This window comes from Aeromonas sp. QDB23, from assembly GCF_027707745.1.
GTDB classification, from domain to species: Bacteria; Pseudomonadota; Gammaproteobacteria; order Enterobacterales; family Aeromonadaceae; genus Aeromonas; species Aeromonas allosaccharophila.
Genome location: NZ_JAPCJA010000064.1, coordinates 1 through 21,597 on the forward strand (window position 1 = coordinate 1; position 21,597 = coordinate 21,597).

Annotated in this window: 19 protein-coding genes and 1 pseudogene; 14 read left to right on the top strand and 6 right to left on the bottom strand. The window is 59.5% G+C overall.

Annotated features, from left to right (window positions below; genetic code table 11):
• Positions 1 to 235, top strand: a 235-nt coding sequence (locus tag PG888_RS19950; protein WP_270694134.1) for a hypothetical protein, incomplete at its 5' end; no start/stop codon positions are given.
• Positions 236 to 373: 138 nt separating this feature from the next.
• Complete coding sequence (locus tag PG888_RS19955) at positions 374 to 529, top strand: hypothetical protein (protein WP_182937487.1); 156 nt, start codon at positions 374 to 376, stop codon at positions 527 to 529.
• Between the two features lie 170 nt (positions 530 to 699).
• Here the strand turns inward: PG888_RS19955 and PG888_RS19960 are convergent, their stop codons facing one another.
• Positions 700 to 1,755, bottom strand: a complete 1,056-nt coding sequence (locus PG888_RS19960) for a PA0069 family radical SAM protein (protein ID WP_270694132.1) — start codon at positions 1,753 to 1,755, stop codon at positions 700 to 702.
• A 173-nt stretch (positions 1,756 to 1,928) separates the two neighbouring features.
• Here PG888_RS19960 and PG888_RS19965 point away from each other — a divergent pair, with 173 nt between their 5' ends.
• The 12 genes from PG888_RS19965 to cobB all read left to right on the top strand — a co-directional run bounded on the left by PG888_RS19965 (position 1,929) and on the right by cobB (position 16,675).
• Positions 1,929 to 2,516 carry a tetratricopeptide repeat protein gene (locus PG888_RS19965; RefSeq protein WP_182937483.1) on the top strand — a complete coding sequence of 196 codons (588 nt, stop codon included), beginning with the start codon at positions 1,929 to 1,931 and terminating at the stop codon, positions 2,514 to 2,516.
• A gap of 234 nt (positions 2,517 to 2,750) precedes the next feature.
• Positions 2,751 to 4,679: a threonine--tRNA ligase gene (thrS, locus tag PG888_RS19970; RefSeq protein ID WP_111808229.1), complete on the top strand. Its 1,929-nt coding sequence runs from the start codon at positions 2,751 to 2,753 to the stop codon at positions 4,677 to 4,679.
• A gap of 21 nt (positions 4,680 to 4,700) precedes the next feature.
• Complete coding sequence (infC, locus tag PG888_RS19975; RefSeq protein ID WP_205422431.1) at positions 4,701 to 5,231, top strand: translation initiation factor IF-3; 531 nt, start codon at positions 4,701 to 4,703, stop codon at positions 5,229 to 5,231.
• A gap of 84 nt (positions 5,232 to 5,315) precedes the next feature.
• On the top strand, positions 5,316 to 5,513 hold the full coding sequence (gene rpmI, locus PG888_RS19980) for a 50S ribosomal protein L35 (protein WP_005336688.1): 198 nt from the start codon (positions 5,316 to 5,318) through the stop codon (positions 5,511 to 5,513).
• 15 nt (positions 5,514 to 5,528) lie between these two features.
• Positions 5,529 to 5,885, top strand: a complete 357-nt coding sequence (rplT, locus tag PG888_RS19985) for a 50S ribosomal protein L20 (protein WP_005336687.1) — start codon at positions 5,529 to 5,531, stop codon at positions 5,883 to 5,885.
• 379 nt (positions 5,886 to 6,264) lie between these two features.
• Positions 6,265 to 7,248 carry a phenylalanine--tRNA ligase subunit alpha gene (gene pheS / locus PG888_RS19990; protein ID WP_005351972.1) on the top strand — a complete coding sequence of 328 codons (984 nt, stop codon included), beginning with the start codon at positions 6,265 to 6,267 and terminating at the stop codon, positions 7,246 to 7,248.
• Positions 7,249 to 7,260: 12 nt separating this feature from the next.
• Positions 7,261 to 9,648 (top strand): phenylalanine--tRNA ligase subunit beta, encoded by a 2,388-nt coding sequence (gene pheT / locus PG888_RS19995; RefSeq protein WP_270694129.1) that lies wholly within the window; start codon positions 7,261 to 7,263, stop codon positions 9,646 to 9,648.
• A 3-nt stretch (positions 9,649 to 9,651) separates the two neighbouring features.
• Complete coding sequence (ihfA, locus tag PG888_RS20000) at positions 9,652 to 9,948, top strand: integration host factor subunit alpha (protein ID WP_005300715.1); 297 nt, start codon at positions 9,652 to 9,654, stop codon at positions 9,946 to 9,948.
• A gap of 15 nt (positions 9,949 to 9,963) precedes the next feature.
• Positions 9,964 to 13,965: a response regulator gene (locus tag PG888_RS20005; protein WP_270694127.1), complete on the top strand. Its 4,002-nt coding sequence runs from the start codon at positions 9,964 to 9,966 to the stop codon at positions 13,963 to 13,965.
• Positions 13,952 to 15,196 (top strand): response regulator, encoded by a 1,245-nt coding sequence (locus PG888_RS20010; protein WP_270694125.1) that lies wholly within the window; start codon positions 13,952 to 13,954, stop codon positions 15,194 to 15,196. Before PG888_RS20005 ends, PG888_RS20010 begins: the two co-directional genes overlap by 14 nt.
• 3 nt (positions 15,197 to 15,199) lie before the next feature.
• A complete protein-coding gene (locus PG888_RS20015) occupies positions 15,200 to 15,841 on the top strand; it encodes a GNAT family N-acetyltransferase (protein ID WP_270694124.1) in 642 nt (213 codons plus the stop codon).
• A gap of 60 nt (positions 15,842 to 15,901) precedes the next feature.
• Complete coding sequence (gene cobB, locus PG888_RS20020; RefSeq protein WP_042061687.1) at positions 15,902 to 16,675, top strand: Sir2 family NAD+-dependent deacetylase; 774 nt, start codon at positions 15,902 to 15,904, stop codon at positions 16,673 to 16,675.
• Positions 16,676 to 16,778: 103 nt separating this feature from the next.
• Here the strand turns inward: cobB and PG888_RS20025 are convergent, their stop codons facing one another.
• The 5 genes and pseudogenes from PG888_RS20025 to PG888_RS20045 all read right to left on the bottom strand — a co-directional run.
• Entirely contained in the window at positions 16,779 to 17,792 is a 1,014-nt protein-coding gene (locus tag PG888_RS20025) for a substrate-binding domain-containing protein (RefSeq protein ID WP_270694123.1), read from the bottom strand.
• The gene (rbsK, locus tag PG888_RS20030; RefSeq protein ID WP_182937469.1) at positions 17,792 to 18,724 is read right to left on the bottom strand and encodes a ribokinase; all 933 of its coding nucleotides are present in this window, start codon (positions 18,722 to 18,724) and stop codon (positions 17,792 to 17,794) included. Before rbsK ends, PG888_RS20025 begins: the two co-directional genes overlap by 1 nt.
• Positions 18,725 to 18,834: 110 nt before the next feature.
• Positions 18,835 to 19,710, bottom strand: a complete 876-nt coding sequence (gene rbsB, locus PG888_RS20035; protein ID WP_042061682.1) for a ribose ABC transporter substrate-binding protein RbsB — start codon at positions 19,708 to 19,710, stop codon at positions 18,835 to 18,837.
• A gap of 30 nt (positions 19,711 to 19,740) precedes the next feature.
• Entirely contained in the window at positions 19,741 to 20,709 is a 969-nt protein-coding gene (gene rbsC / locus PG888_RS20040; RefSeq protein WP_005336670.1) for a ribose ABC transporter permease, read from the bottom strand.
• A pseudogene (locus PG888_RS20045) lies at positions 20,706 to 21,521 on the bottom strand (ATP-binding cassette domain-containing protein); the annotation flags it as partial. The gene rbsC and the pseudogene PG888_RS20045, both read right to left, overlap by 4 nt.
• Positions 21,522 to 21,597: the final 76 nt, after the last annotated feature.

A 21,597-nucleotide genomic window follows, 5' to 3' on the forward strand; every position in this document is an offset into this window, starting at 1 on the left:
CCACGGGAATTTCTGCGCAGTCGGGTATCACAACCCTAAGCGGGAAAAAGTGTCTGGACCTATGGGGTCAAATCCACCTGCGATCGCCCAGATTCCCGCTGTGTGTTTCATTATTGTGTCCCTGTTTTTATACATGCTTGAATGGGCAAGCCAGCTTTGGCGGGAACAAGGTGGGCTGCAATCCACAACCTGCAGATTTGTGACCGCTTTCAGGGTTGTTTCGCCGAATATGTGAGCTGTTTCGGCTTTTCCCCGCCACGGCCCGTTGCCTGTTTACAAGTGATTTTTTTGTCATTTCCCTGTCATCCCCAGCCGCTATCCTGCCGAGCGAGTGGTGCGCCGTTGCCATCACCTTCACCGTCAGGAGCTGCATATGACCAGTTGGATCACGTGGGAAATTTGGTGGAGCCGGGTATGGGGAGCGTCAGCGGTGCCGCAGTATGGCGAGGATGAGCACGAAGTGGCCCATGAACCCTCGCGACTGCCGGTTGAAATGGTGCAACAGGGTCGGGATCAGCGAGCAGGCTAAGGCGCTTGCCCTGTCTTTACCGGATAGTGCGATCATGTCGTGACATAGCTAATCCGTTGGAAAATTCGGAAAAGCGGGGTTCCTACAGGATGTGTCGCGGCAGGTCTTCCTCTCGACCTCTTGGCAGGCAAGGGCTGTGCACCTGATATATGCAGGGCATGAGAGGGGGATTAGAAGAGCGACAGCTGCTCCCCTGGGCGGATAAACCCATCCAGCCTGAGCTGAATATGGCGTTTGCCAAGTCCAAGGCGCTTGCTGATAAGGCGAAAGCGCTGGGCCAGCAGATCGGCAAAATGCCCCTCACCGCGCATGCGGGTGCCGAAGGCGGTACTGTTGAGCCCGCCACCGCGGCTGGCTCGCAACTGATTCAAAATAGCCTCCTTCTGGCCCGGATAGTGGGTATCGAGCCAGTCACCAAATAGCGGAGCCAACTCGTGGGGTAATCGCAGCAGGATGTAATCGGCGCAGCTGGCGCCAACCTCGGCGGCCGATTTGATGATCTGCTCCAGCTCCGGCTCATTGAGCCGCGGGATCATGGGGGCGGCTAGTACCCCCACCTGCACGCCAGCGTTGGCCAGCTTCTCGATCACTTTCAAGCGGCCGGCACCCGTGCTGGCGCGGGGCTCCAGCTGTCGCCGCAGGGTTTCGTTCAAGGTCGTCACCGACACCATCACCTGACACAGTCCCTCTCTGGCCAGCTCGGTCAACAGATCGAGGTCACGCAAGATCATGGCGCTCTTGGTTATGAGGCCGACCGGATGGCGATGGGCCAGCATCACTTCCAGCAACTGCCGGGTGAGGCGATAGCGCTGCTCGATGGGTTGATAGGGGTCGGTATTGGCGCCAATGACGATGGTCTGTGGCTGATAGGCCGGTTTGGCAAACTCCCGACGTAGCAGATCGGCTGCATTGCGTTTGGCAAACAGCTTGCTCTCGAAATCGAGGCCGGGGGAGAGCTCCAGATAGGCGTGACTGGGTCTGGCATAGCAGTAGATACAGCCATGTTCACACCCCTGATAGGGGTTGATGGAGCGACCAAACGGTACATCCGGCGAGCTGTTGTAGCTGATGATGCTGCGTGCATCGATCTCCCGTACCTTGGTGCTAGGCACAGAGGGGGTGAAGGCGGCATCCCAATCGGACGATTGCCAGCCGTCATCGACCGTTTCGACAAGGGGGCCGCTAAAACGGTGATCGATATTGTGGGGGCTGCCTCGTCCTGCCATGGTGCGCACTAGTACTGGTTATACATACAGTTATTTTGCAGGTGCCCCGGACAAATGACAACTACTGCTGAGCGACCGGGTGCAAAAAGGGTTGTCGCAGGGATCTCTTGCTTGATTGCGGCGCTACATTTCGTTTACATAGACAAAATGAGAACTGGATAACGGAAATCATCATGAGCCCCACCACTTCCCGCTGGCTGTTTATTGGTCTGCTTGCTCTAGTTATCTGGCGTCTGCTCCCGCTCTCTACAGAGCAGGAGATGGCTGCCGCCAACCGTGCCTGGCGTACCGGTCACTTCGATGAGGCGACCCGGATCTGGTCGCCACTGGCGGCGCAGGGGCAACCAAGGGCGCAGGCGCTGATGGGCTGGAGTCATGAGGTGGGGCAAGGGAGTGAGCAGGATATGAATCGGGCCATCACGCTCTATAATCAGTCGGCGCAGGCGGGGGATCCCTTCGGTCAATATCGGCTGGCGGATGTCTATTTGCGCGGAGCAGGCGTGAAGCGGGATCTGCGTCAAGCCTTTCACTGGATGGATCTGGCTGCCCGCAATGGCGATGTGCCGGCCATGCTGAAAGTCGGGGTGCTTCATCTGATGGGGGCGAGTGGGCGTGTCGATCTTTCTCAGGCGAAACAGTGGCTCTATCAGGCAGCGCAAAAGGGCAACAAGCTGGCGCTTCAGGTGCTGCAGGAGCTGGCACTAGCCGAGGAGGGGAACAGTCGTTTTGACTTCAACTGGCAATCCCTGCTTGGTGAATAGTCGGCAAGCGACTCATTTAACTGTAGAAAATCTCATCAAATCCGATACAGCCACGGTGACTTCTGGTAGCATGGTGCCGTTTTGGCTTGGTTTGTCACGTTAGACATGCTGTTTACGTGTCAGGCCGTCTTCGCAAAGTGCTGTGGAGAACCGGAACATCACCTTATTCGAATCTCTTTTTCCATCCCGCATGTGACCTTTGGTAGGGGTCACCACTGTATAAGGAAACACATAATGCCAATCATTACTCTGCCTGACGGCAGCCAACGTCAATTTGCCCACTCTGTTTCCGTCATGGATGTGGCCGCGGACATCGGTCCCGGTCTCGCCAAGGCGTGCATTGCCGGTCGGGTAAACGGTGAACTGGTGGATGCGTGCGAGCTGATCGAAGCCGATGCTGCGCTGGCCATCATCACCGCCAAAGACGAAGAAGGTCTGGACATCCTGCGCCACTCCTGTGCCCACTTGCTGGGTCACGCTATCAAGCAACTCTGGCCCCAGACCAAGATGGCCATCGGTCCTGTCATCGACAACGGTTTTTACTACGACGTTGATCTTGACCGCACCCTGACCGATGAAGATCTGGCTGCCCTGGAAGAGCGCATGCTGGCGCTGGTAGCCAAGGATTACGACGTCATCAAGAAGAAAGTCTCCTGGCAAGAAGCGCGCGATGTATTCGAGGCGCGCGGCGAGTCTTACAAAGTCGAAATCCTGGATCAGAACATTGCCCGTGATGACCAGCCAGGTCTCTATCATCACGAAGAGTACATCGACATGTGTCGCGGCCCGCACGTGCCCAACATGCGTCACTGCCACCACTTCAAGTTGCTGAAGATGTCCGGCGCCTACTGGCGTGGCGACTCCAACAACAAGATGCTGCAGCGTATCTACGGTACTGCCTGGGCTGACAAGAAGCAGCTCAAGGCCTATCTGCAGCGTCTGGAAGAGGCCGCCAAGCGCGACCACCGCAAGATCGGCAAGCAGCTCGACCTGTATCACATGCAGGAAGAAGCGCCCGGTATGGTGTTCTGGCACAACGATGGCTGGACCATCTTCCGTGAGCTGGAAACCTTTATCCGCGGCAAGCTCAAAGAGTACGACTATCAGGAAGTGAAAGGTCCGTTCATGATGGACCGTGTGCTGTGGGAGCGTTCAGGTCACTGGGAAAAATATGCCCAGGCCATGTTCACCACCCAGTCCGAGAACCGCGAGTACGCCATCAAGCCGATGAACTGCCCGGGTCACGTCCAGATCTTCAACCAGGGTTTGAAGTCCTACCGTGATCTGCCGCTGCGTATGGCCGAGTTTGGCTCCTGCCACCGTAACGAACCGTCCGGTTCCCTGCACGGTCTGATGCGGGTGCGCGGCTTCACTCAGGATGACGCTCACATCTTCTGTACCGAAGAGCAGATCATGGAAGAGGTCTCCGGCTGTATTCGTATGGTCTATGACGTCTACGGTACCTTTGGCTTCGAGAACATCGTGGTCAAGCTCTCCACTCGTCCCGAGCAGCGTATCGGCTCCGACGAGATGTGGGATCGCGCCGAGAAAGCACTGGCCGAAGCGCTGGAACTCAACGGTCTGAAGTACGATCTGCAGCCGGGTGAAGGGGCGTTCTACGGTCCCAAGATTGAATTTACTCTGCACGATTGCCTTGATCGTGCGTGGCAATGTGGTACCGTGCAGCTCGACTTTGCCCTGCCTGGTCGCTTGGGTGCCACTTACGTGGGTGAAAACAACGAGCGTCATGTCCCTGTGATGATCCACCGGGCCATCCTGGGCTCTATCGAGCGTTTCATCGGTATTCTGACAGAAGAGTACGCCGGTCTGTTCCCGACCTGGTTGGCGCCGACTCAGGCTGTGGTCATGAATATCACGGATAATCAGGCCGATTATGCGGTGAAAGTAGCCAAAGCATTGAATGATGCGGGCATTCGCGCAAAAGCGGACTTGAGAAATGAGAAGATTGGCTTTAAAATCCGCGAGCATACTTTGAAACGAGTACCTTTCATGCTGGTCTGCGGCGATAAAGAAGTTGAAGCCGGTAAGATTGCAGTACGGACTCGTAAAGGGGCTGACCTGGGCACTTATCCTGTTGAAGAGTTCATCGCTCTGTTGACCCAGGAAGTTCAGACCCGCGGACAAAAGAAAGTGGAGGAATAAGCTATAAAAGGCGGAAAAAAACTGGGCAAGCAACCGCAAGCCCGCGCTCACCGGATCAATGAAGAGATCCGTCTGAAAGAAGTTCGTCTGACTGGTCTGGATGGTGAAGCCATCGGCATCACTACCATTCAGGATGCTCTGAACTTGGCCGCAGAGGCCGGAGTTGATCTGGTCGAGATCAGTCCAAATGCTGAGCCGCCCGTTTGCCGGATCATGGATTACGGCAAATTCCTCTACGAAAAGAGCAAAACAACCAAAGAACAGAAGAAAAAGCAGAAAGTCGTCCAGGTCAAGGAAATCAAATTCCGTCCTGGCACTGACGAAGGCGACTATCAGGTAAAACTACGCAACCTGGTTCGCTTTCTGGAAGACGGGGACAAGGCTAAGGTCACCCTGCGCTTCCGTGGTCGTGAAATGGCCCACCAGGATCTTGGTATCAAGGTTCTGGAACGCGTCAAGAACGATCTGGAAGAGTTGGCCGTAGTCGAGTCGTTCCCGAAAGTCGAAGGCCGTCAAGCTGTGATGGTCCTCGCACCCAAGAAGAAATCTTAAGGCCCACAAGAAATTGACTCACGGGTTCGCCCGTGAGTCGGTTCGCCTTGCGATTTTGTTGTCACTCACAATGCGGAGTATGAAATGCCGAAGATGAAAACCAACCGGGGTGCTGCAAAGCGCTTCAAAAAGACTGGCTCGGGTCGCTTCAAGTGCAAGCACAACCACCTGCGTCACATCCTGACCAAGAAGAGCAGCAAGCGTAAGCGTCAGCTGGGACCGAAATTCATGGTTTCTGCTGCCGACCACAAACGTGTTGTCGCTTGTCTGCCGTACGCATAAGGGGGGATGTGAAAAATGCCAAGAGTTAAACGTGGTGTGACTGCTCGAGCTCGTCACAAGAAGGTAATGAAAGCCGCCAAAGGTTACTACGGCGCCCGTTCCCGTGTTTACCGCGTAGCGGTACAAGCGGTAACCAAAGCTGGTCAGTATGCCTACCGTGACCGTCGCCAGAAAAAGCGTCAGTTCCGTCAGCTGTGGATTGCGCGTATCAACGCTGCAGCCCGTCAGAACGGTCTGTCCTACAGCCGTCTGATCAACGGTCTGAAGAAGGCTTCTATCGAGATCGATCGCAAGATCCTGTCCGATATCGCCGTTCACGACAAAATGGCTTTCACCGCCCTGGTTGAAAAAGCTAAAGCAGCTCTGGTTTAATCCAGTCCTGTTATAAACGTTAAAAGGAGGCTCAGGCCTCCTTTTTTGTATCTGTCATTCACGGTTTTACATCACTTTTTCCATTCTCCCGTCCATATTCTGTCCACTGTTTTACACGCGCTACAGATTTCTCCACACAAGGTGATATGTGCGAGATGACTTGTTCTACAAATGGTTCATATGCCAACAAACTAGATGTTTGTTCCACTATTTCAAAAGTGGCGGTGAGCCGATGAGACTCGCTTGATATAACAAAATGATTTGTAGGGAGAAAAGCCCACCTTAACTATGGTCAGCGAAGGGGCTTTTTTTGTATTATTCCCCTCTTGACCTTATTTAGCCTAAAGGCTCCTGTACCGGGAGTGGTGACGAGGAAGACATGCAACAGCTTGAAGAAGTAGTCGGCCAAGCCAGAGCCGAAATTGAGGGCGTGAGCGATATCGCTACCCTCGACGAAATCCGGGTCAAATATCTGGGTAAAAAGGGCTTTTTTACCGAGCAGATGAAGGGCCTGGGTGCCTTGTCTGCCGAAGAGCGTCCCGCCGCGGGCGCCGTGATCAACCAGGCCAAACAGCAGGTTCAGGATGCCCTGAACGAGCGTCGTGAAGCACTCGAAGTCGCCGTGCTGAACCAGAAGCTGGCCGCAGAGACCATCGACGTCAGCCTGCCGGGCCGCCGCATCGAGAATGGCGGTCTGCACCCGGTAACCCGCACCATCGAACGCATCGAGCGCCTGTTTGGCGAGATGGGCTTCAAGGTGGCCCGTGGTCCCGAGATTGAAGATGGCTTCCACAACTTCGATGCGCTGAATATTCCGGCTCACCACCCGGCGCGTACCGATCACGATACCTTCTACTTCAATCCTGATCTGATGCTGCGTACCCACACCTCCGGTGTGCAGATCCGCACCATGCAGCAGCAACAGCCGCCGATCCGCATCATTGCACCGGGCCGCGTCTATCGTAACGACTACGACATGACCCACACCCCGATGTTCCATCAGGTTGAAGGTCTGCTGGTTGACGAGCATGCCAGCTTTACCGAGCTGAAGGGCATTCTGCACGACTTCCTGCGCAACTACTTCGAGGAAGACCTGACCATTCGCTTCCGTCCTTCCTATTTCCCGTTCACCGAGCCGAGTGCCGAAGTAGACGTGATGGGCAAGAACGGCAAGTGGCTGGAAGTGTTGGGCTGCGGCATGGTGCACCCGAACGTACTGCGTTCGGTTGGTATCGATCCGGAAAAATACTCCGGCTTTGCCTTCGGCATGGGCGTTGAGCGCCTGACCATGCTGCGTTACGGGGTCAACGACCTGCGTGCCTTCTTCGAAAACGACCTGCGCTTCCTCAAGCAGTTCAAGTAAGGGCGAGAGAACATGAAATTCAGTAAATCCTGGGTGATGGAGTGGGTCCGCACCGAGTTGAGTGACAATGCACTGGCCGAGCAGATCACCATGGCCGGTCTGGAAGTGGACGCCGTGGAAGCGGTGGCTGGCCAGTTCAACAATGTGGTGGTGGGTGAAGTGGTCGAGTGCGCCCAGCATCCTGACGCCGACAAGTTGCGGGTGACCAAGGTCAACGTAGGCGAGGCCGAGCTGCTGGACATCGTCTGCGGTGCGCCGAACTGCCGTCAGGGCTTGAAAGTGTGCGTGGCCAAAGTAGGGGCGACCCTGCCGGGTGATTTCACTATCAAGAAAGCCAAACTGCGCGGCCAGCCGTCCCACGGCATGCTCTGCTCTTTCAGTGAGCTGGGTATCGACGTCGAAGCCGATGGCATCATCGAGCTGCCGGCCGATGCCCCCATCGGTACCGATATTCGCGAATACCTCGCGCTCAACGATGTCAGCATCGACGTGGATTTGACCCCGAACCGTGCCGATTGCCTCGGTATCGCCGGTCTCGCCCGTGAGATTGGCGTGCTCAACAGCGTGGACGTGGTCGAGCCGACCTGGGCGCCAGCTGTTGCCACAATTGATGCAACTTTCCCGATCCGGGTTGAAGCAACCGCCGATTGCCCCCGTTATCTGGGTCGCGTCATCAAGGGGCTGAACCTGCAGGCACAGAGCCCGCTCTGGATGCAAGAGAAGCTGCGTCGTGGCGGCATTCGTTCCATCGACGCCATTGTCGATATCACCAACTACCTGCTGCTGGAATATGGCCAGCCGATGCACGCCTTCGATCTGGCTACCCTGGAAGGGGAACTGGTGGTGCGTCGTGCCCACGCTGATGAGCCGATGATCCTGCTCGACGGCAACGAAGTGAAGCTCAAAGAGACTACTTTGGTGATTGCCGATACCAAAGGCCCTGCCTGCATGGCCGGTATCTTCGGTGGCAATCGCACCGGTGTTTCCGAGACCACTACCGACATCCTGCTGGAGTGCGCCTTCTTCGCACCGCTCTCCATCACCGGTCGTGCCCGCGCCTACGGTCTGCACACCGACTCCTCCCACCGCTTCGAGCGCGGGGTCGATCCCGAGCTGCAAGCCAAGGTGATGGATCGTGCCACCCGTTTGCTGCTGGATATCTGTGGCGGCGAAGCCGGTCCGGTCATCGAGGTCAAATCCGATGCCCATCTGCCGAAAGCGGCACCCATCCGCTTGCGTCGTAGCAAGCTCGACAAGGTGATCGGTATCAGCGTGGCTGATGCTCAGGTGGTCGAGATCCTGACTCGCCTCGGCATGCTGGTCACTGTGGATGCTGACGGTTGGACTGCGCTCGCGCCCTCCTGGCGTTTCGATATCGCCATCGAGGAAGACCTCATCGAGGAAGTGGCCCGCATCTACGGCTACAACAACATCCCGAACCTGAAACCCGCCGCCTCTCTGGCGATGGTTGAGCAGGCAGAAGGGCAGGTGACCCTGAAGCGCGTGCGTGACCTGCTGGTTGACCGCGGTTTCCAGGAAGCGATCACCTACAGCTTCGTCGATCCCAAGACCCAGCAAACCCTGTTCCCGCAGAGCGATGCCATCGTGCTGCCGAACCCGATCTCGGTCGAGATGTCCGCCATGCGCGTCTCTCTGTTCCCGGGTCTGGTACAGGCGGTGGTTTATAACCAGAATCGTCAGCAGCCGCGCGTGCGTCTGTTCGAGCAGGGTCTGCGTTTCATCAAGGAAGAAAGCGCCGAGAACGGCATCCGTCAGGAGCCGATGCTGGCCGGTATCATCACTGGCAACCAGAGCGACGAGCACTGGGACATCAAAACCCGCGCAGCCGACTTCTTTGATTTGAAAGGGGATCTGGAAGCAGTGTTGGACTTGACCGCCGAAGGGGCCACCTTTACCTTCGAGCGTACCGAGCACAGCGCCCTGCACCCGGGCCAGAGCGCAGCGATCCTGCGTAATGGCGAGGTGATCGGCCACATCGGCGTGATCCACCCGAGCCTCGAGAAGAAGCTGGGCCTCAAGAGCCGCGCGGCGATGTTTGAACTGGAGCTGGACAAGCTGACCCCGGCCAAGGTGCCGGTGGCTGCCGAAGTTTCCAAGTTCCCGGCGAACCGTCGCGACATCGCCGTCGTGGTCGATCGTCAGGTTCTGGCAGGTGATGTGCTTGCGGTAATTAAAAAAGTTGGCGGAAATCAGGTAGTTGGAATAAACTTGTTTGACGTATACCAGGGTGCTGGTATGGCAGAGGACAAGAAGAGCCTGGCCATCAGTCTTGTATTGCAAGATACCCAGCGCACCCTGGAGGAGAAAGAGATTGCCGAGACCGTAGACAATGTCGTGCGGGCCCTCGGTGAAGAGTTGAATGCATCCTTGAGGGATTGATCTATGGCGCTTACCAAAGCCGACATTGCAGAGCACCTGTTCACCCAACTCGGGATGAGCAAGCGTGAAGCCAAAGATATGGTGGAAGCCTTCTTTGAGGAAATCCGACAGGCGCTAGAGCGTGGTGAACAAGTCAAGATTTCAGGCTTCGGTAACTTTGACCTTCGTGAGAAGAATCAGCGTCCCGGACGTAACCCCAAGACGGGCGAGGATATTCCTATCAGCGCCCGTCGCGTGGTGACCTTCCGGCCTGGCCAGAAGCTCAAGGCCAGGGTAGAAAATGTTGAACCCAACGAGTGATAAAAAGCCAGGCAGATGCCTGGCTTTTGTTTTCAGATGACAAAAATTCCCCTTCTGCTTCTGACCACAGTGCTGGTCATGCCGTTGCAAGCCAAGCCGCCGCAGTCCACGAGATTGCAGACCACAGTGCTGCCGCTGGCACCGGCGACCCAGGCCTATGTCGACTCCATCACCCAGCTGGAGATCTGTTATCCCGCCACCCTTCCGCCCCCTTATTTGTTAGCGGGGGGAGGTCTGCTCAAGGATCGGATCGCCAAGCTGGCCGCCGTGCTGCCAGTCCCGCTCAAGGTACACGAACTGCCCGACTGGCAAGCGGTGCGCGATGCGCTGCTGCGAGGCCACTGCGACATAGTCCCTCATGTCGGTCCGATCTCGACCGTGTTGCCCGATATGCTGGTCAGCCGGGCGATGATGGAGACGGATGCCGCCATTCTCTACCGTGGTGATCTCGAACATGCGACCTTTCTGGTTCCGGCTGCTACCAGCTCCGGCAGGATGCTCAGGGCGCTCTACCCGAATGCGGTGATCAGGCAACTGCCGAAGGGGGAAGATCTCTATTCGGCGCTGGAGAGCGGCAAAGGGAATGCCTATCTGGGTGACTACCTGCAATTGCGTTATCTGATGCGCGAATTTCCCGCCGATGGCTTGCGACTGCGCCGGTTGCTGGGGGATGAGCGGGTGGTCAGTTATCGCTTGATGATGCGTGGCGAACCGGAGCTGGCTCGCCTGATCGATACCGCTATCCGCTACATGCCTGCCGGCAGCCTCTATGCCGATCTGGGTCGCTATCTCGATCAGGGATCGCTCTATGTCAACCAGTTGCACTTCAGCGATACCGAACAGGCCTGGCTCTCTGGCCGGGGGCGCACCGTCCGTCTGGTGGTCAATCCCGAGTTGATGCCCTATAGCGGCGTCAATGAGCTGGGGGAGGCGAAAGGGTGGAGTGCGGATGTGCTGCGCTGGGTCACCCAGGAGACCGGCCTGAAATACCAGTTGGTGGCTGCCGCCAGCAAGGCCGAGGCGATAGAAAAGCTGCGCCGCGGTGAGGCGGATATGATGGCCGGTTTGCCGGAATCCCCGGCACTGACGGACGAATTCATCTTTAGCCGGACGATCTCCATCAACCGGTTTGCCTTGATCAGCAAGCGCAAGGTGGTTGCCGATCACATCACCCAGCTCAAGCGCCAGCGCATTCTGGTGCCGGAGTCCCTCTACGATCCCTCCCTGCTCGCCCTGCTCGGTGATCAGGAGTGGCTTCGCACCGACAGCCTCGAGCAGGGGCTGGCGGCGATCAAACAGGGCAAGGCTGACGCCATGCTGAGCGAGCTTTATCAGCTGCAATATCCCCAGCGCACCAATCTGCTGGAAGGTCTCGATATCGAGGAGCTGGAGGATCGTTTCGGCCTGGGTTTTGCCATCAACAAAGACCAGACCGAGCTGGCCGGGGTGATGGATCGCAACCTGATGGCCCTGACCAGCACCCAGATCGATGAGCTGAACCAGCGTTGGCGCCGCTTGCTCGTCGTGCAGCAGCCCGGCGTGAGCTATGCCGCCTGGTTTGGATCCATCGCCATGGCACTGCTGATCAGCGGTATCGTCATCGGCGGGATCTGGCGCTCTCGCCAGCAACTGGCTCGGGAGGTAGCCCAGCGTCACGCCGCCGAGAAGGCGCTGGCCATCGAGAGCGAGTTGCGGGAAACCATGTTTCAGGCGCTGCCGGTGCCCGTCTATCTGCGCAACAGTGAGGGCAAGGTGATCAAATCCAACAAGCAGGGGCGACGTCTGGCCCTGCGCTACTCGCAGCAGCTGATGTTGCCGCCGGTACAGCCCCAGAAGAGTGAAGGGGAGTTGGTGCTGGGGGAGCAGGTCTTCGCCTATGCCCAGCATCCACTGCGGCTGGACAAGCAGGCGCCCGCCACCGATCTCATCGCCCTGTCGGATATCAGCGTGCTGCGTGAGCAGGCCCGTTTCCTGCGTCAGGCAGAGCGCCGTCTGCGCGCCCTGACCAATACCGTGCCCGGCGTGGTGCTGCAGTTTATGTTCGAGCGGGGGCGGGTGGGGGCCATCGATTTTATCAGCCGCGGCTGTTACGAGCTGCTGGGGCTGGCGAGCCAGCAGATCCGCCGTGAGCCGAAACGGGTGCTCGCTATGCTGGAGCGCGAGGATCGCAGCCGGGTGCGGCGCGAGATGTTCGCCATGTTGCAGGCAGGCAAACCCTTCGCGTTCACCCTGCGTTACCACCATCCCACCAAGGGCGTGCGCTGGTTGCAGCTCTATGGCCGTGGCCGCAGTCAGCCGCAGGGGTGGCGGATCTATGCGGTGATGCAGGATGCCACCGCCCGGGTCGAGCAGGATCAGGCACTGCAACAATCTCATGAGCAGGCGCAGCAGGCGGTGCAGGCCAAGGGCCGTTTTCTGGCCGCCATCAGTCACGAGATCCGCACGCCGATGAATGCCATTCTCGGCCTGCTTGAGTGGTTGGCCACGACGCCGTTGTCACAGGAACAAGGGTCTGCACTGGCACGGGTACGGCAGGCGGGGGACGAGTTGCTCGGCCTGCTCAACGATGTGCTCGATTTTAGCCGCAATGAAAGCCGTCAACTCTCCCTCTCGCCCCAGCCTACCGATTTTGCCGAGCTGTGCGAGCACGTGGCGGCGGTGCACTGGACCAAGGCGCGGGCCAAGGGATTGCAACTGCGCTTGCAGCTGGATCCGGCGCTGCCTGCCTTGCAGACCCTCGACCCTCACCGGGTACGGCAAGTGCTTCACAATCTGCTCTCCAATGCCATCAAGTTCAGCCAGCGTGGGGAGGTGGTGCTGTGGGCCGAGCTGGCAGACGCGACCCTGCGCTTCGGGGTCGATGATCAGGGACCGGGGATCACCGCCAGGATGCGCCCCACGCTTTTTATGCCGTTCGAGCAGTTTGCCGTTGAAGGACAGCTGCGGGCACCAGGCACCGGCCTTGGTCTGGCGATCTGCAAGCAGCTGATCGAGCAGATGGGCGGCCTTATCGATGTCGAGGGGCGCGTCGGTGGCGGCAGCCGCTTCTTCTGCGAGTTACCCCTCAAACGGGTGGCGCAGGAGCCGGAGTGGCAGCCCAGGGTGCGGCAGCTGGCGCTCTCTTTACCTCACGATGAGGCAGAGGCCCTTTCGCCCTGGCTCAGCCGGTTGGGGATCGCCACCGCCAGCAACGCCGTGGATACGCTGCAAGCAGAGGTGGACGAACAGGGGCTCTACTATTGGGCCTGGCAGGGGGAGTCCTGGGTACCCGGCACCATCATTACCCTGCTGCAACCGCGATTAACCCCTGAACAGCCGGTCGCCGGTACCCAGCCCGGGCTAGGCATGCGGGTCCTGTTGGTGGAAGATCACGATGTCAATCGCGAGCTGATCAGCCTGCAACTGGGGCAACTCGGTGCCAGCGTTATCACTGCCGCCAACGGGCAGTTGGCGCTGGATCTGCTGGCGCAGCACGAGGTGGACTTTGTGCTGACCGATCTGCAGATGCCGGTGATGAACGGGGCCGAGCTGTGCAGAGCGTTGCGCCAATCTGACCGTTGGGCCCGTCTGCCGGTTTATGTGATCACCGCGGATCTCAGCGAACAGGCTGCCAATGAGCTGCAATCCTGTGGTTGCGATGGTCATCTGGACAAGCCGGTCGCCCTCAAGGAGCTGGCGACTTTGCTGCGTCATATTGCCAGAGCAGGGAGCAATGCCGTCGCCCCGACACCGGTTGTCTCGCTGCTGACCGATGAACTGGCCGCCCTGTATCTGAAGGCGACCCGTGATGATTTGGCCGAACTTGATCGCTGTTGCGCAGAAGAAGATGCAGTTGGCGTGAATGCTGCTTTACACAAGTTGAAGGGGGCCGCCAGAATGGTAGGGGCGACTGCGTTGGTGGCGGTCATTGAAGAGTGGCTTGCAGCGCCCCATCCGGCGCTGCAAGCCAGATTGAACCGGGCATTGGATGAGTTCAGCCAGCAGTTTTCAAAGAGGGCTCAAGATGATCATCACTGATGAAGAATTACTGGCGTTGCTCGATGCAGAAGAGCACGAGGCGGCAGGATTTTGCCCCATCGTGCTCTATGCCCTTGATGGCGTCTCTCATGCACTGGCCAGCGCCACGACACTACCCTCCTATGTGACGTTGCACCGCACCCAACCGGATGCCTGCTGGCAGTGGGAAGGGTTGTTTGCGGCCGGCGCCATCGCACTTTACGATCCCGCCGCTCATCAGCAGGCAGACTATTTTCCCCAAATGCAGTCGCATCAGGGCATTTATGCCATCGGCGAGGATTGGTTGGGAGGGCTCGCGGCCAGTTACCGTGACTGGTGCTGCTGGCTGGCGGCCAACAAGATAGTGCTGCTCGAGGATCACCCGTTTCAGGGGATGCAACTGCAGCAAACCATCGCCGCGCTGGGGCTATCTTGCCAGTGGGTACAGGATGAGGCTGCCTGTCTTGCCGCATTGGCGGCGGGCGATACTCGCCTGCTGGTGTGCGATCTCAGTCTGGTGGAGCAGGATGCCATCAGTCTGCTGATGAGTCAGCCCAGGTTGCAGCAAGAGGGGTTGCCCATCGTGCTGCTCTCCGCCCATGAGCAGACGCTGATCGACGGTGCCCGTCGCCTGCTGCACGATGCCGGTTTCAATATTCTGGCTGCGCTTGCCAAGCCCCTCGACTGCGATGCGTTGCTCAGGTTGCTGCGCCGACTCTATCTGGGGCCGTTGCGTCAGCAGCGCTTGAGTGGCCAGCGCCGCACGATTCGTAGCTGGCAGGGGGAGGTGCAAGGCCAGCTTGGTCTGCTCTCCAGCCCCGCGACTCCACATCCGGTCTGGCTGGCGGTGACGGGCTTGCCCAGCCGCTGGGATGCCCTCAAGGAGTGGCTGGCGGAGCAGTCGCGTGCGCCATCCGAATTGACCTTGCTGATCCACCGGCGTGATCACCTGCTCGGCAATGCCGATCGCTTCGCATTGGTGCTGCAAGCCAGTCTGGCGGGGAGCAAGCTGGCGCTGCTGCTCGACAACAGCCAGCATCTGCCATTCGATCTGCTGGAGCGTCTGCCGCTGCAAGCCTTGCTGCTGGGGCAGGGGATCCTGCCGGAGATGGAGTCCCTGACCGGTGACGCCCTGCTGGGACGCTTTATGGCCCGGGTCAAGGAGCTGGGGATCGCCGTCTATCTGGATGACCCTTACAACCTGCTCGATGTCGACCTGTGGCGAGAGCGCGGTATGACGGGGCGCTGGTAAGCCATGGCGCGCTACCTCTGCTGGCCCATGCATCGGGAGCGCCTTGGCAAAGGGCTGGAGGGCTGGCCCCATCCAGAATCTCGGGCCGCGCTGCCACTGGCGATGAATGTTGCTGAGGTACCTTGCCTGCTGCGCGAGCTGCATGGTGTGGCGCCTGCCCGCATGCTGGCCGCTTACGATGCACTGAGTGAAGAGAGCATCTATCTGCGCTTTATGCGCCCGAAACGGACGCCGCTACCGGAACAGGTCGCGCAATTTCTCAATTACCATCCCGAACATCAGATCTCGCTGCTGCTCACCGATCTCGCCGGTGAGCCACTGGCGCAGGCGCAATCGATCCGCCGCCGTCTTCATCCCGATCGGGCGGAGTTTTCCTGCATCGTGGCGGATCACTTTCAGCACAAGGGGGCGGGGCGGCGCATTCTGCTGGCGCTGGCGTTGCTGGCCAGGGCGGACGGGATCCGCGAGTGGACGGCGGAAGTGCTGGCCCAGAATCGTCCCATGCTGACTCTGCTCAAGCGCCTTGGCTTGCCGCTGACCCTGGTGACCGGGCGGGAGATGGTCTTTGTCAGGCTGGATCTGTCGGTACTGGATGGCTGGTTGTCAGTGCCGTCAGCGGCGCCGCTTAAGACCAAGGGCGAATAGTGACACTTTTTTCCCTGTGCTAAGGTCACATTTATTGTGCGGGGATAGACGGAGCAGCTTATGGCGCAGTCATATAAACATATCGTGATCCTGACCGGTGCGGGGATATCGGCGGAATCCGGCATCAAGACCTTTCGCGCCTGCGACGGTTTGTGGGAAGAGCACAGGGTCGAGGATGTGGCGACCCCCGAAGGGTATGCCCGGGATCCCGATCTGGTGCTGCGCTTTTACAACTCTCGCCGCAAACAGCTGCAACAGCCCCAGGTTCACCCCAATCCGGCCCACTATGCGCTGGCTCGCCTCGAGCGACTGCTGCCCGGCACGGTCACCCTGGTGACCCAGAACATCGACAATCTGCACGAGAGTGCGGGCAGCAAGAACCTTATCCATATGCACGGCGAGCTGCTCAAGGCCCGCTGCCCCGAGTCTGGTCAGGTGATCGAGTGGCGCGGCGATCTCCATCAGGACGAGCTCTGCTCCTGCTGCCAGTTTCCCCAGCCGATGCGCCCCCATGTGGTCTGGTTTGGCGAGATGCCGCTCGGGCTGGATCGGATCTACAGCGCGCTGGCCCAGTGCGATCTCTTTATCTCCATCGGCACCTCGGGGGCTGTCTATCCGGCCGCCGGGTTTGTCCATGAGGCGGGCCTCAACGGTGCGCACACCATCGAGCTCAATCTCGAGCCGAGCGAGGTGGGTAGCCAGTTTGACGAGAAGCGCTATGGCCCCGCCTCTCTGCTGGTGCCCGCCTATGTCGATGAGTTGCTGGAGGCGTGCGGCATCCATCAGCCCCGGCAGGTCGAGGGGCACAACTGGATGGAGATGCGTGAACGCTAGGTACTAGGGATAGCAGAAAAGCAAAAGGCGACTCGGGGAGTCGCCTTTTTGTTGTGTGGTGATTTTGTTTTCCGCGGCGTTTTTGTCCGATAGCGGGTGCCCGTTACGATTGCGCGGGCAGGGGGGCGCAGGATTGCCTGATCACCAGATCCGGGTCGACGGTGATCAGGTGATTCTCCACCGCCTCGCCGTTGATGCGCGCCAGCAGGCGGGTGACGGCCAGCCGTCCCAGCTCCTCTTTGGGCTGGTTGACGGTAGTGAGCGGCGGCGAGAGGTATTGCGCCAGCGCCACGTTGTCGTAGCCGACGATGGAGAGATCCCGCGGTATCACAATGCCCGCCTGATGAGCGGCACTGATGGCTCCCATCGCCATCATGTCGTTGCAGACAAAGAGAGCGGTGGGGCGCGAAGGGAGTGCCAGCAGCCGCTCCATGGCGGCAAAACCGCTGGCGCAATCAAAGTCTCCCTCCTGGATCCACTCCGGATTGATCGTGAGACCCGCCTCCTGCAGCGCCTGCTCAAAGCCAGCTTGGCGCTGGTTGGCGGGGGCACGGCTCTGGGGGCCGGAGATGCAGCCGATAGCGGTATGGCCCAGCTCAATCAGATGGCGGGTTGCGAGATAACCGCCGTGGAAGGAGTTGTCGGCGATAAGATCCACATCCTCGCTGACCAGCCCCCAATCCATCACCACCACCGGCAGGCTCTTGAGCCAGTCGAGCTGGTTGAACACCTCTTGTTGGCCCTCGCTGCACATGATCAGCAGGCCATCGACCCGCTTGCGCAACATCATCTTGAGGTAGGAGAGCTCCGTCTCGGCCTGCCCCTCGGTGTTGCCCAGCATCAGGTTGTAGCCCTGCTCGAAACAGTAGCGCTCCACCCCGCGCACCACTTCGGCAAAGAAGGGGTTGCTGGAGGTGGTGACCAGCATGCCGATACTGTTGGTCTCCTTCACCTTGAGGCTGCGGGCCACCAGGCTCGGGGCGTAGTTCAGATCGCGCATGGCGGCGAAGACCCGCTCACGGGTCTCCTCGGCCACGAAGCGGGTCTCGTTGATGACATGGGAGACGGTGGTGGTAGAGACCCCCGCCAGCGCCGCCACCTCCTTGATATTGGCCATCAGTGCCCCTGTGCACTCTGCTCAAGCAGGAAGGCGTCAACCTCCTGCTTGCTCGGGATGGAGCTCTGGGCGCCAAACCGGGTGACAGAGAGCGCCGCTGCGCCGTGGGCAAAGCGCACTGCGCCGTTGAAGTCGGCCCCGGCCAGCTCGGCGGCCAGCAGGGCGCCGTTGAAGGTATCGCCAGCAGCCGTGGTGTCGACCGCTTTCACCCGAAAACCCGGGATCAGTTGCTGCTGCTTGGCGTTGCTGCAATAGACCCCCTGGGAGCCCAGGGTGATCATCACATCCGCAATGCCCATCTGGTGGAAACGGGTGGCCGCCTCGCGGGCGCTGGCTTCGTCGGTGACTTTGACGCCGGTCAGCAGTTCCGCTTCGGTCTGGTTGGGGGTGATGAGATCCACCAGCGCCAACAGCTCAGCGGAGAGCGGACGGGCAGGGGCGGGGTTGAGCACCACCCGGGTGCCGTGGGCACGCGCCAAACGTGCAGCTTCATGGACGCTCTCCAGCGGCACTTCCAGCTGCAGCAGCAGAGTATGGGCGTCGGCAATCATCGCTTCGTGGTTTTTCACCACGGCAGGGGTGATGGCACCGTTGGCTTCGGCGGAGATGCCGATGCTGTTCTCCCCCTCATCGCTGACATAGATGATGGCGATACCGGTGGGCAGGGTGTCGTCGAGCTCGACGGCACTGACGTCGATGCCATCTTTGGCAAAGCCGGTTTTCATCTGGTGGCCGATGGCGTCATCACCGATACGGGCGATAAAGGAGACCGGGGCGCCGAGACGGGCGGCAGCAACCGCCTGATTGGCCCCCTTGCCACCCGGGACCACCTGATAGCTGTGACCGGTCAGGGTTTCACCCGGGCGAGGAAAGTGGGGAACGCGCAGCACATGGTCTGCATTGACACTGCCCAGAACGACGAGACGTTTCATGTTGACTACTCCTGATGCATCTTGGCTTGAACACAATGACTGAGTGAGCTCAAGCCGGGAGGCACCGCGACTGAGGGGAAAAAGGGGAGGCGAGCCTCCCCCTTGTGCACTTATTTGCTGACCACTTGCAGCGGAACCGGGATGGATTTCTCGACCGGCTGACCCTTGAGCACCTTGTCGGCAGTCTCGACGCCGATGGCACCGATCAGGGCAGGTTGCTGGGCCACGGTGGCGGCCAGTTTACCCTTGGCAACGGCGGCTTTGCCATCGTCAGTGCCGTCGAAGCCGACGATCATCACCTCTTTACCGGCAGCCTGCACCGCGCGGATGGCACCCAGCGCCATCTCGTCGTTCTGGGCGAACACGGCCTGTACGGTCGGGTGGGCTGCCAGCAGGTTTTCCATGACGTTCAGACCCTTGGTGCGGTCAAAGTCGGCAGGCTGGGAAGCCAGTACCTGCAGCTTGTTGGCTGCCACGGCCAGGGCAAAACCTTCGCCACGGTCGCGGGCGGCGGAGGTACCGGCAATCCCTTCCAGCTGGATCACCTTGGCACCGGTACCCAGTTTTTCGGTGATGAAGTCACCGGCCAGCTTGCCGCCCGCCACGTTGTCGGAGGCGATGTGGGCTTTCACCTCGCCTTGCGCGGCGCCGCGGTCCAGGGTCAGCACCGGAATGTTGGCGCGGTTGGCCAGACGGATGGCGTTGCCGACTGCTTCGGAGTCGGTCGGGTTGATCAGGATGGCGCCGACCTTGCGCACGGTGAGATCTTCCATGTTGGAGAGCTCTTTGGCCGGGTCATTCTGGGAATCCAGCACCACCAGCTCGTAACCAAGCTCCTTGGCTTTGGCTTCTGCACCCTCTTTCATGGTGACGAAGAAGGGGTTGTTGAGGGTGGAGACCACCATCGCCAGGGTTTGATCGGCGGCCTGGGCAGTGCCCAGCACGGACATGATGGCGGCAGCGAGCAGGGTATTGAGCTTTTTCATCATTTCATTCCTTGTGTGTGGCTTGTCTTATTAACGGTTGCTTTTGTTATCGATCATCACGGCAAGCAAGATCACGCTGGCCTTGGCGATCATCTGGTAATAGGACGATACGTCGAGCAGGTTGAGGGCATTGTTGAGAAAACCGATGATCAAGGCACCTATCAGGGTGCCCATGATGCGGCCCTTGCCGCCCATCAGGCTGGTTCCGCCCAGCACCACCGCAGCGATGGCATCCAGCTCGTAACCCATGCCCGCCGTCGGCTGGGCAGAGGAGAGGCGAGAAGTAACGATAAGCCCAGCCAGCGCCGAGAGTGCGCCGCACAGACCATACACCGCCAGCTTCACCCGATCCACATTGATGCCGGAGAGGCGGGTGGCAGACTCGTTACCGCCCAGCGCGTAGATGTAGCGACCGAGACGGGTGTGGTTGAGCATGAACCAGGCGAGCAGGAAGACGATGGCCATCAGCCAGATGGGTACCGGCAGACCGAACAGGTAACCGGTACCGAGCCAGGCGAAGTGATCGGCGCCGTCACTGAAACCGGTGGAGATGGGGCGACCCTCGGTATAGACCATGGTGATGCCGCGCAGGGCGGTCATGGTGACCAGGGTGGCGATAAACGCCTGCACCTTGCCCTTGGCAATGATGAGGCCGCTGACGCCGCCAAGCAGGGCACCGGCCCCCAGAGTGAGGGGCACCACCAGCCAGATCGGCAGCTCCATAGCGACCATGGTCGCGGCCAGCGCGCCGCACAGGGCCAGCACCGAGCCGACCGACAGATCGATGCCGGCGGTGAGGATAACCAGCGTCATGCCGACTGCCATGATGGCGTTGACCGAGGTCTGGCGCAGGATGTTGAGCAGGTTGTCGGCGGTGAAGAAGTTGGGGCTCAGGAAAGAGACCACACCAATCAGGACCAGCAGCGCGACCAGGGATTTGTTCTCGATCCACCACGCCTTGCTCATGACGCCACGGCGGGAAAGGGTTTGGGTTGTCATTGGGATGCCTCTTGCTCTGCTTGCCACTGTTTACCGACTGCCGCCGCCATCAGCTTCTCCTGATTGGCGTCGCGGGTGTTGAACTCTGCGCTGATGCGCCCTTCGTGCATCACCATGATGCGATCACTCATGCCGAGCACTTCCGGCATTTCGGAGGAGACCAGAATGATGCTCATCCCCTCCTTCTTGAACTGGTTGATCAGCTGATAAATTTCCTTCTTCGCCCCCACGTCGACGCCGCGGGTCGGCTCGTCGAGGATCAGCACTTTGGGCCGGGTCAGCAGCCCTTTGGCGATGGCCACCTTCTGCTGGTTGCCGCCGGAAAGCAGCTTTATCAGCTGATCCTGACTCGGGGTCTTGATGTTGAACAGGCGCACATAGTCGCTCACCGCCTGCCGTTCGGCCTTGCCGTCAATCTTGCCGTTGCTGATGAACTCGTCGAGGGCGCACAGGCTCATGTTTTCGCGCACCGACAGCTCCAGCACCAGCCCATCCCCCTTGCGATCCTCGGAGATATAGGCGATGCCTGCGGCCAGCCCATCGGCCGGGCTTTTGGGCACCAGAGCATGACCGTCAACTTGCACTTCACCGGCGCTGATGGGGCTGGCGCCGTAGATCAGCTTCATCAGCTCGGTGCGGCCGGAGCCCATCAGGCCGCTAAAGCCCAGAATTTCCCCCTGACGCAGGGAAAAACTCACCCCGCGCACGCCGGGACCGGCCAGATCCTTCACCTGCAGGCTGACGGGACCAAGCTCGCGCTCAAGACGCGGGTACTGTTCTTCCAGTCGGCGGCCCACCATCATCTCGATGATGGGGTTCTAGGGATTTTCCGTCCAAAAACGACAAAGTGCTCTGGAGGCCCCGCCGTCTGTGGCCTCCAGAGGGGTA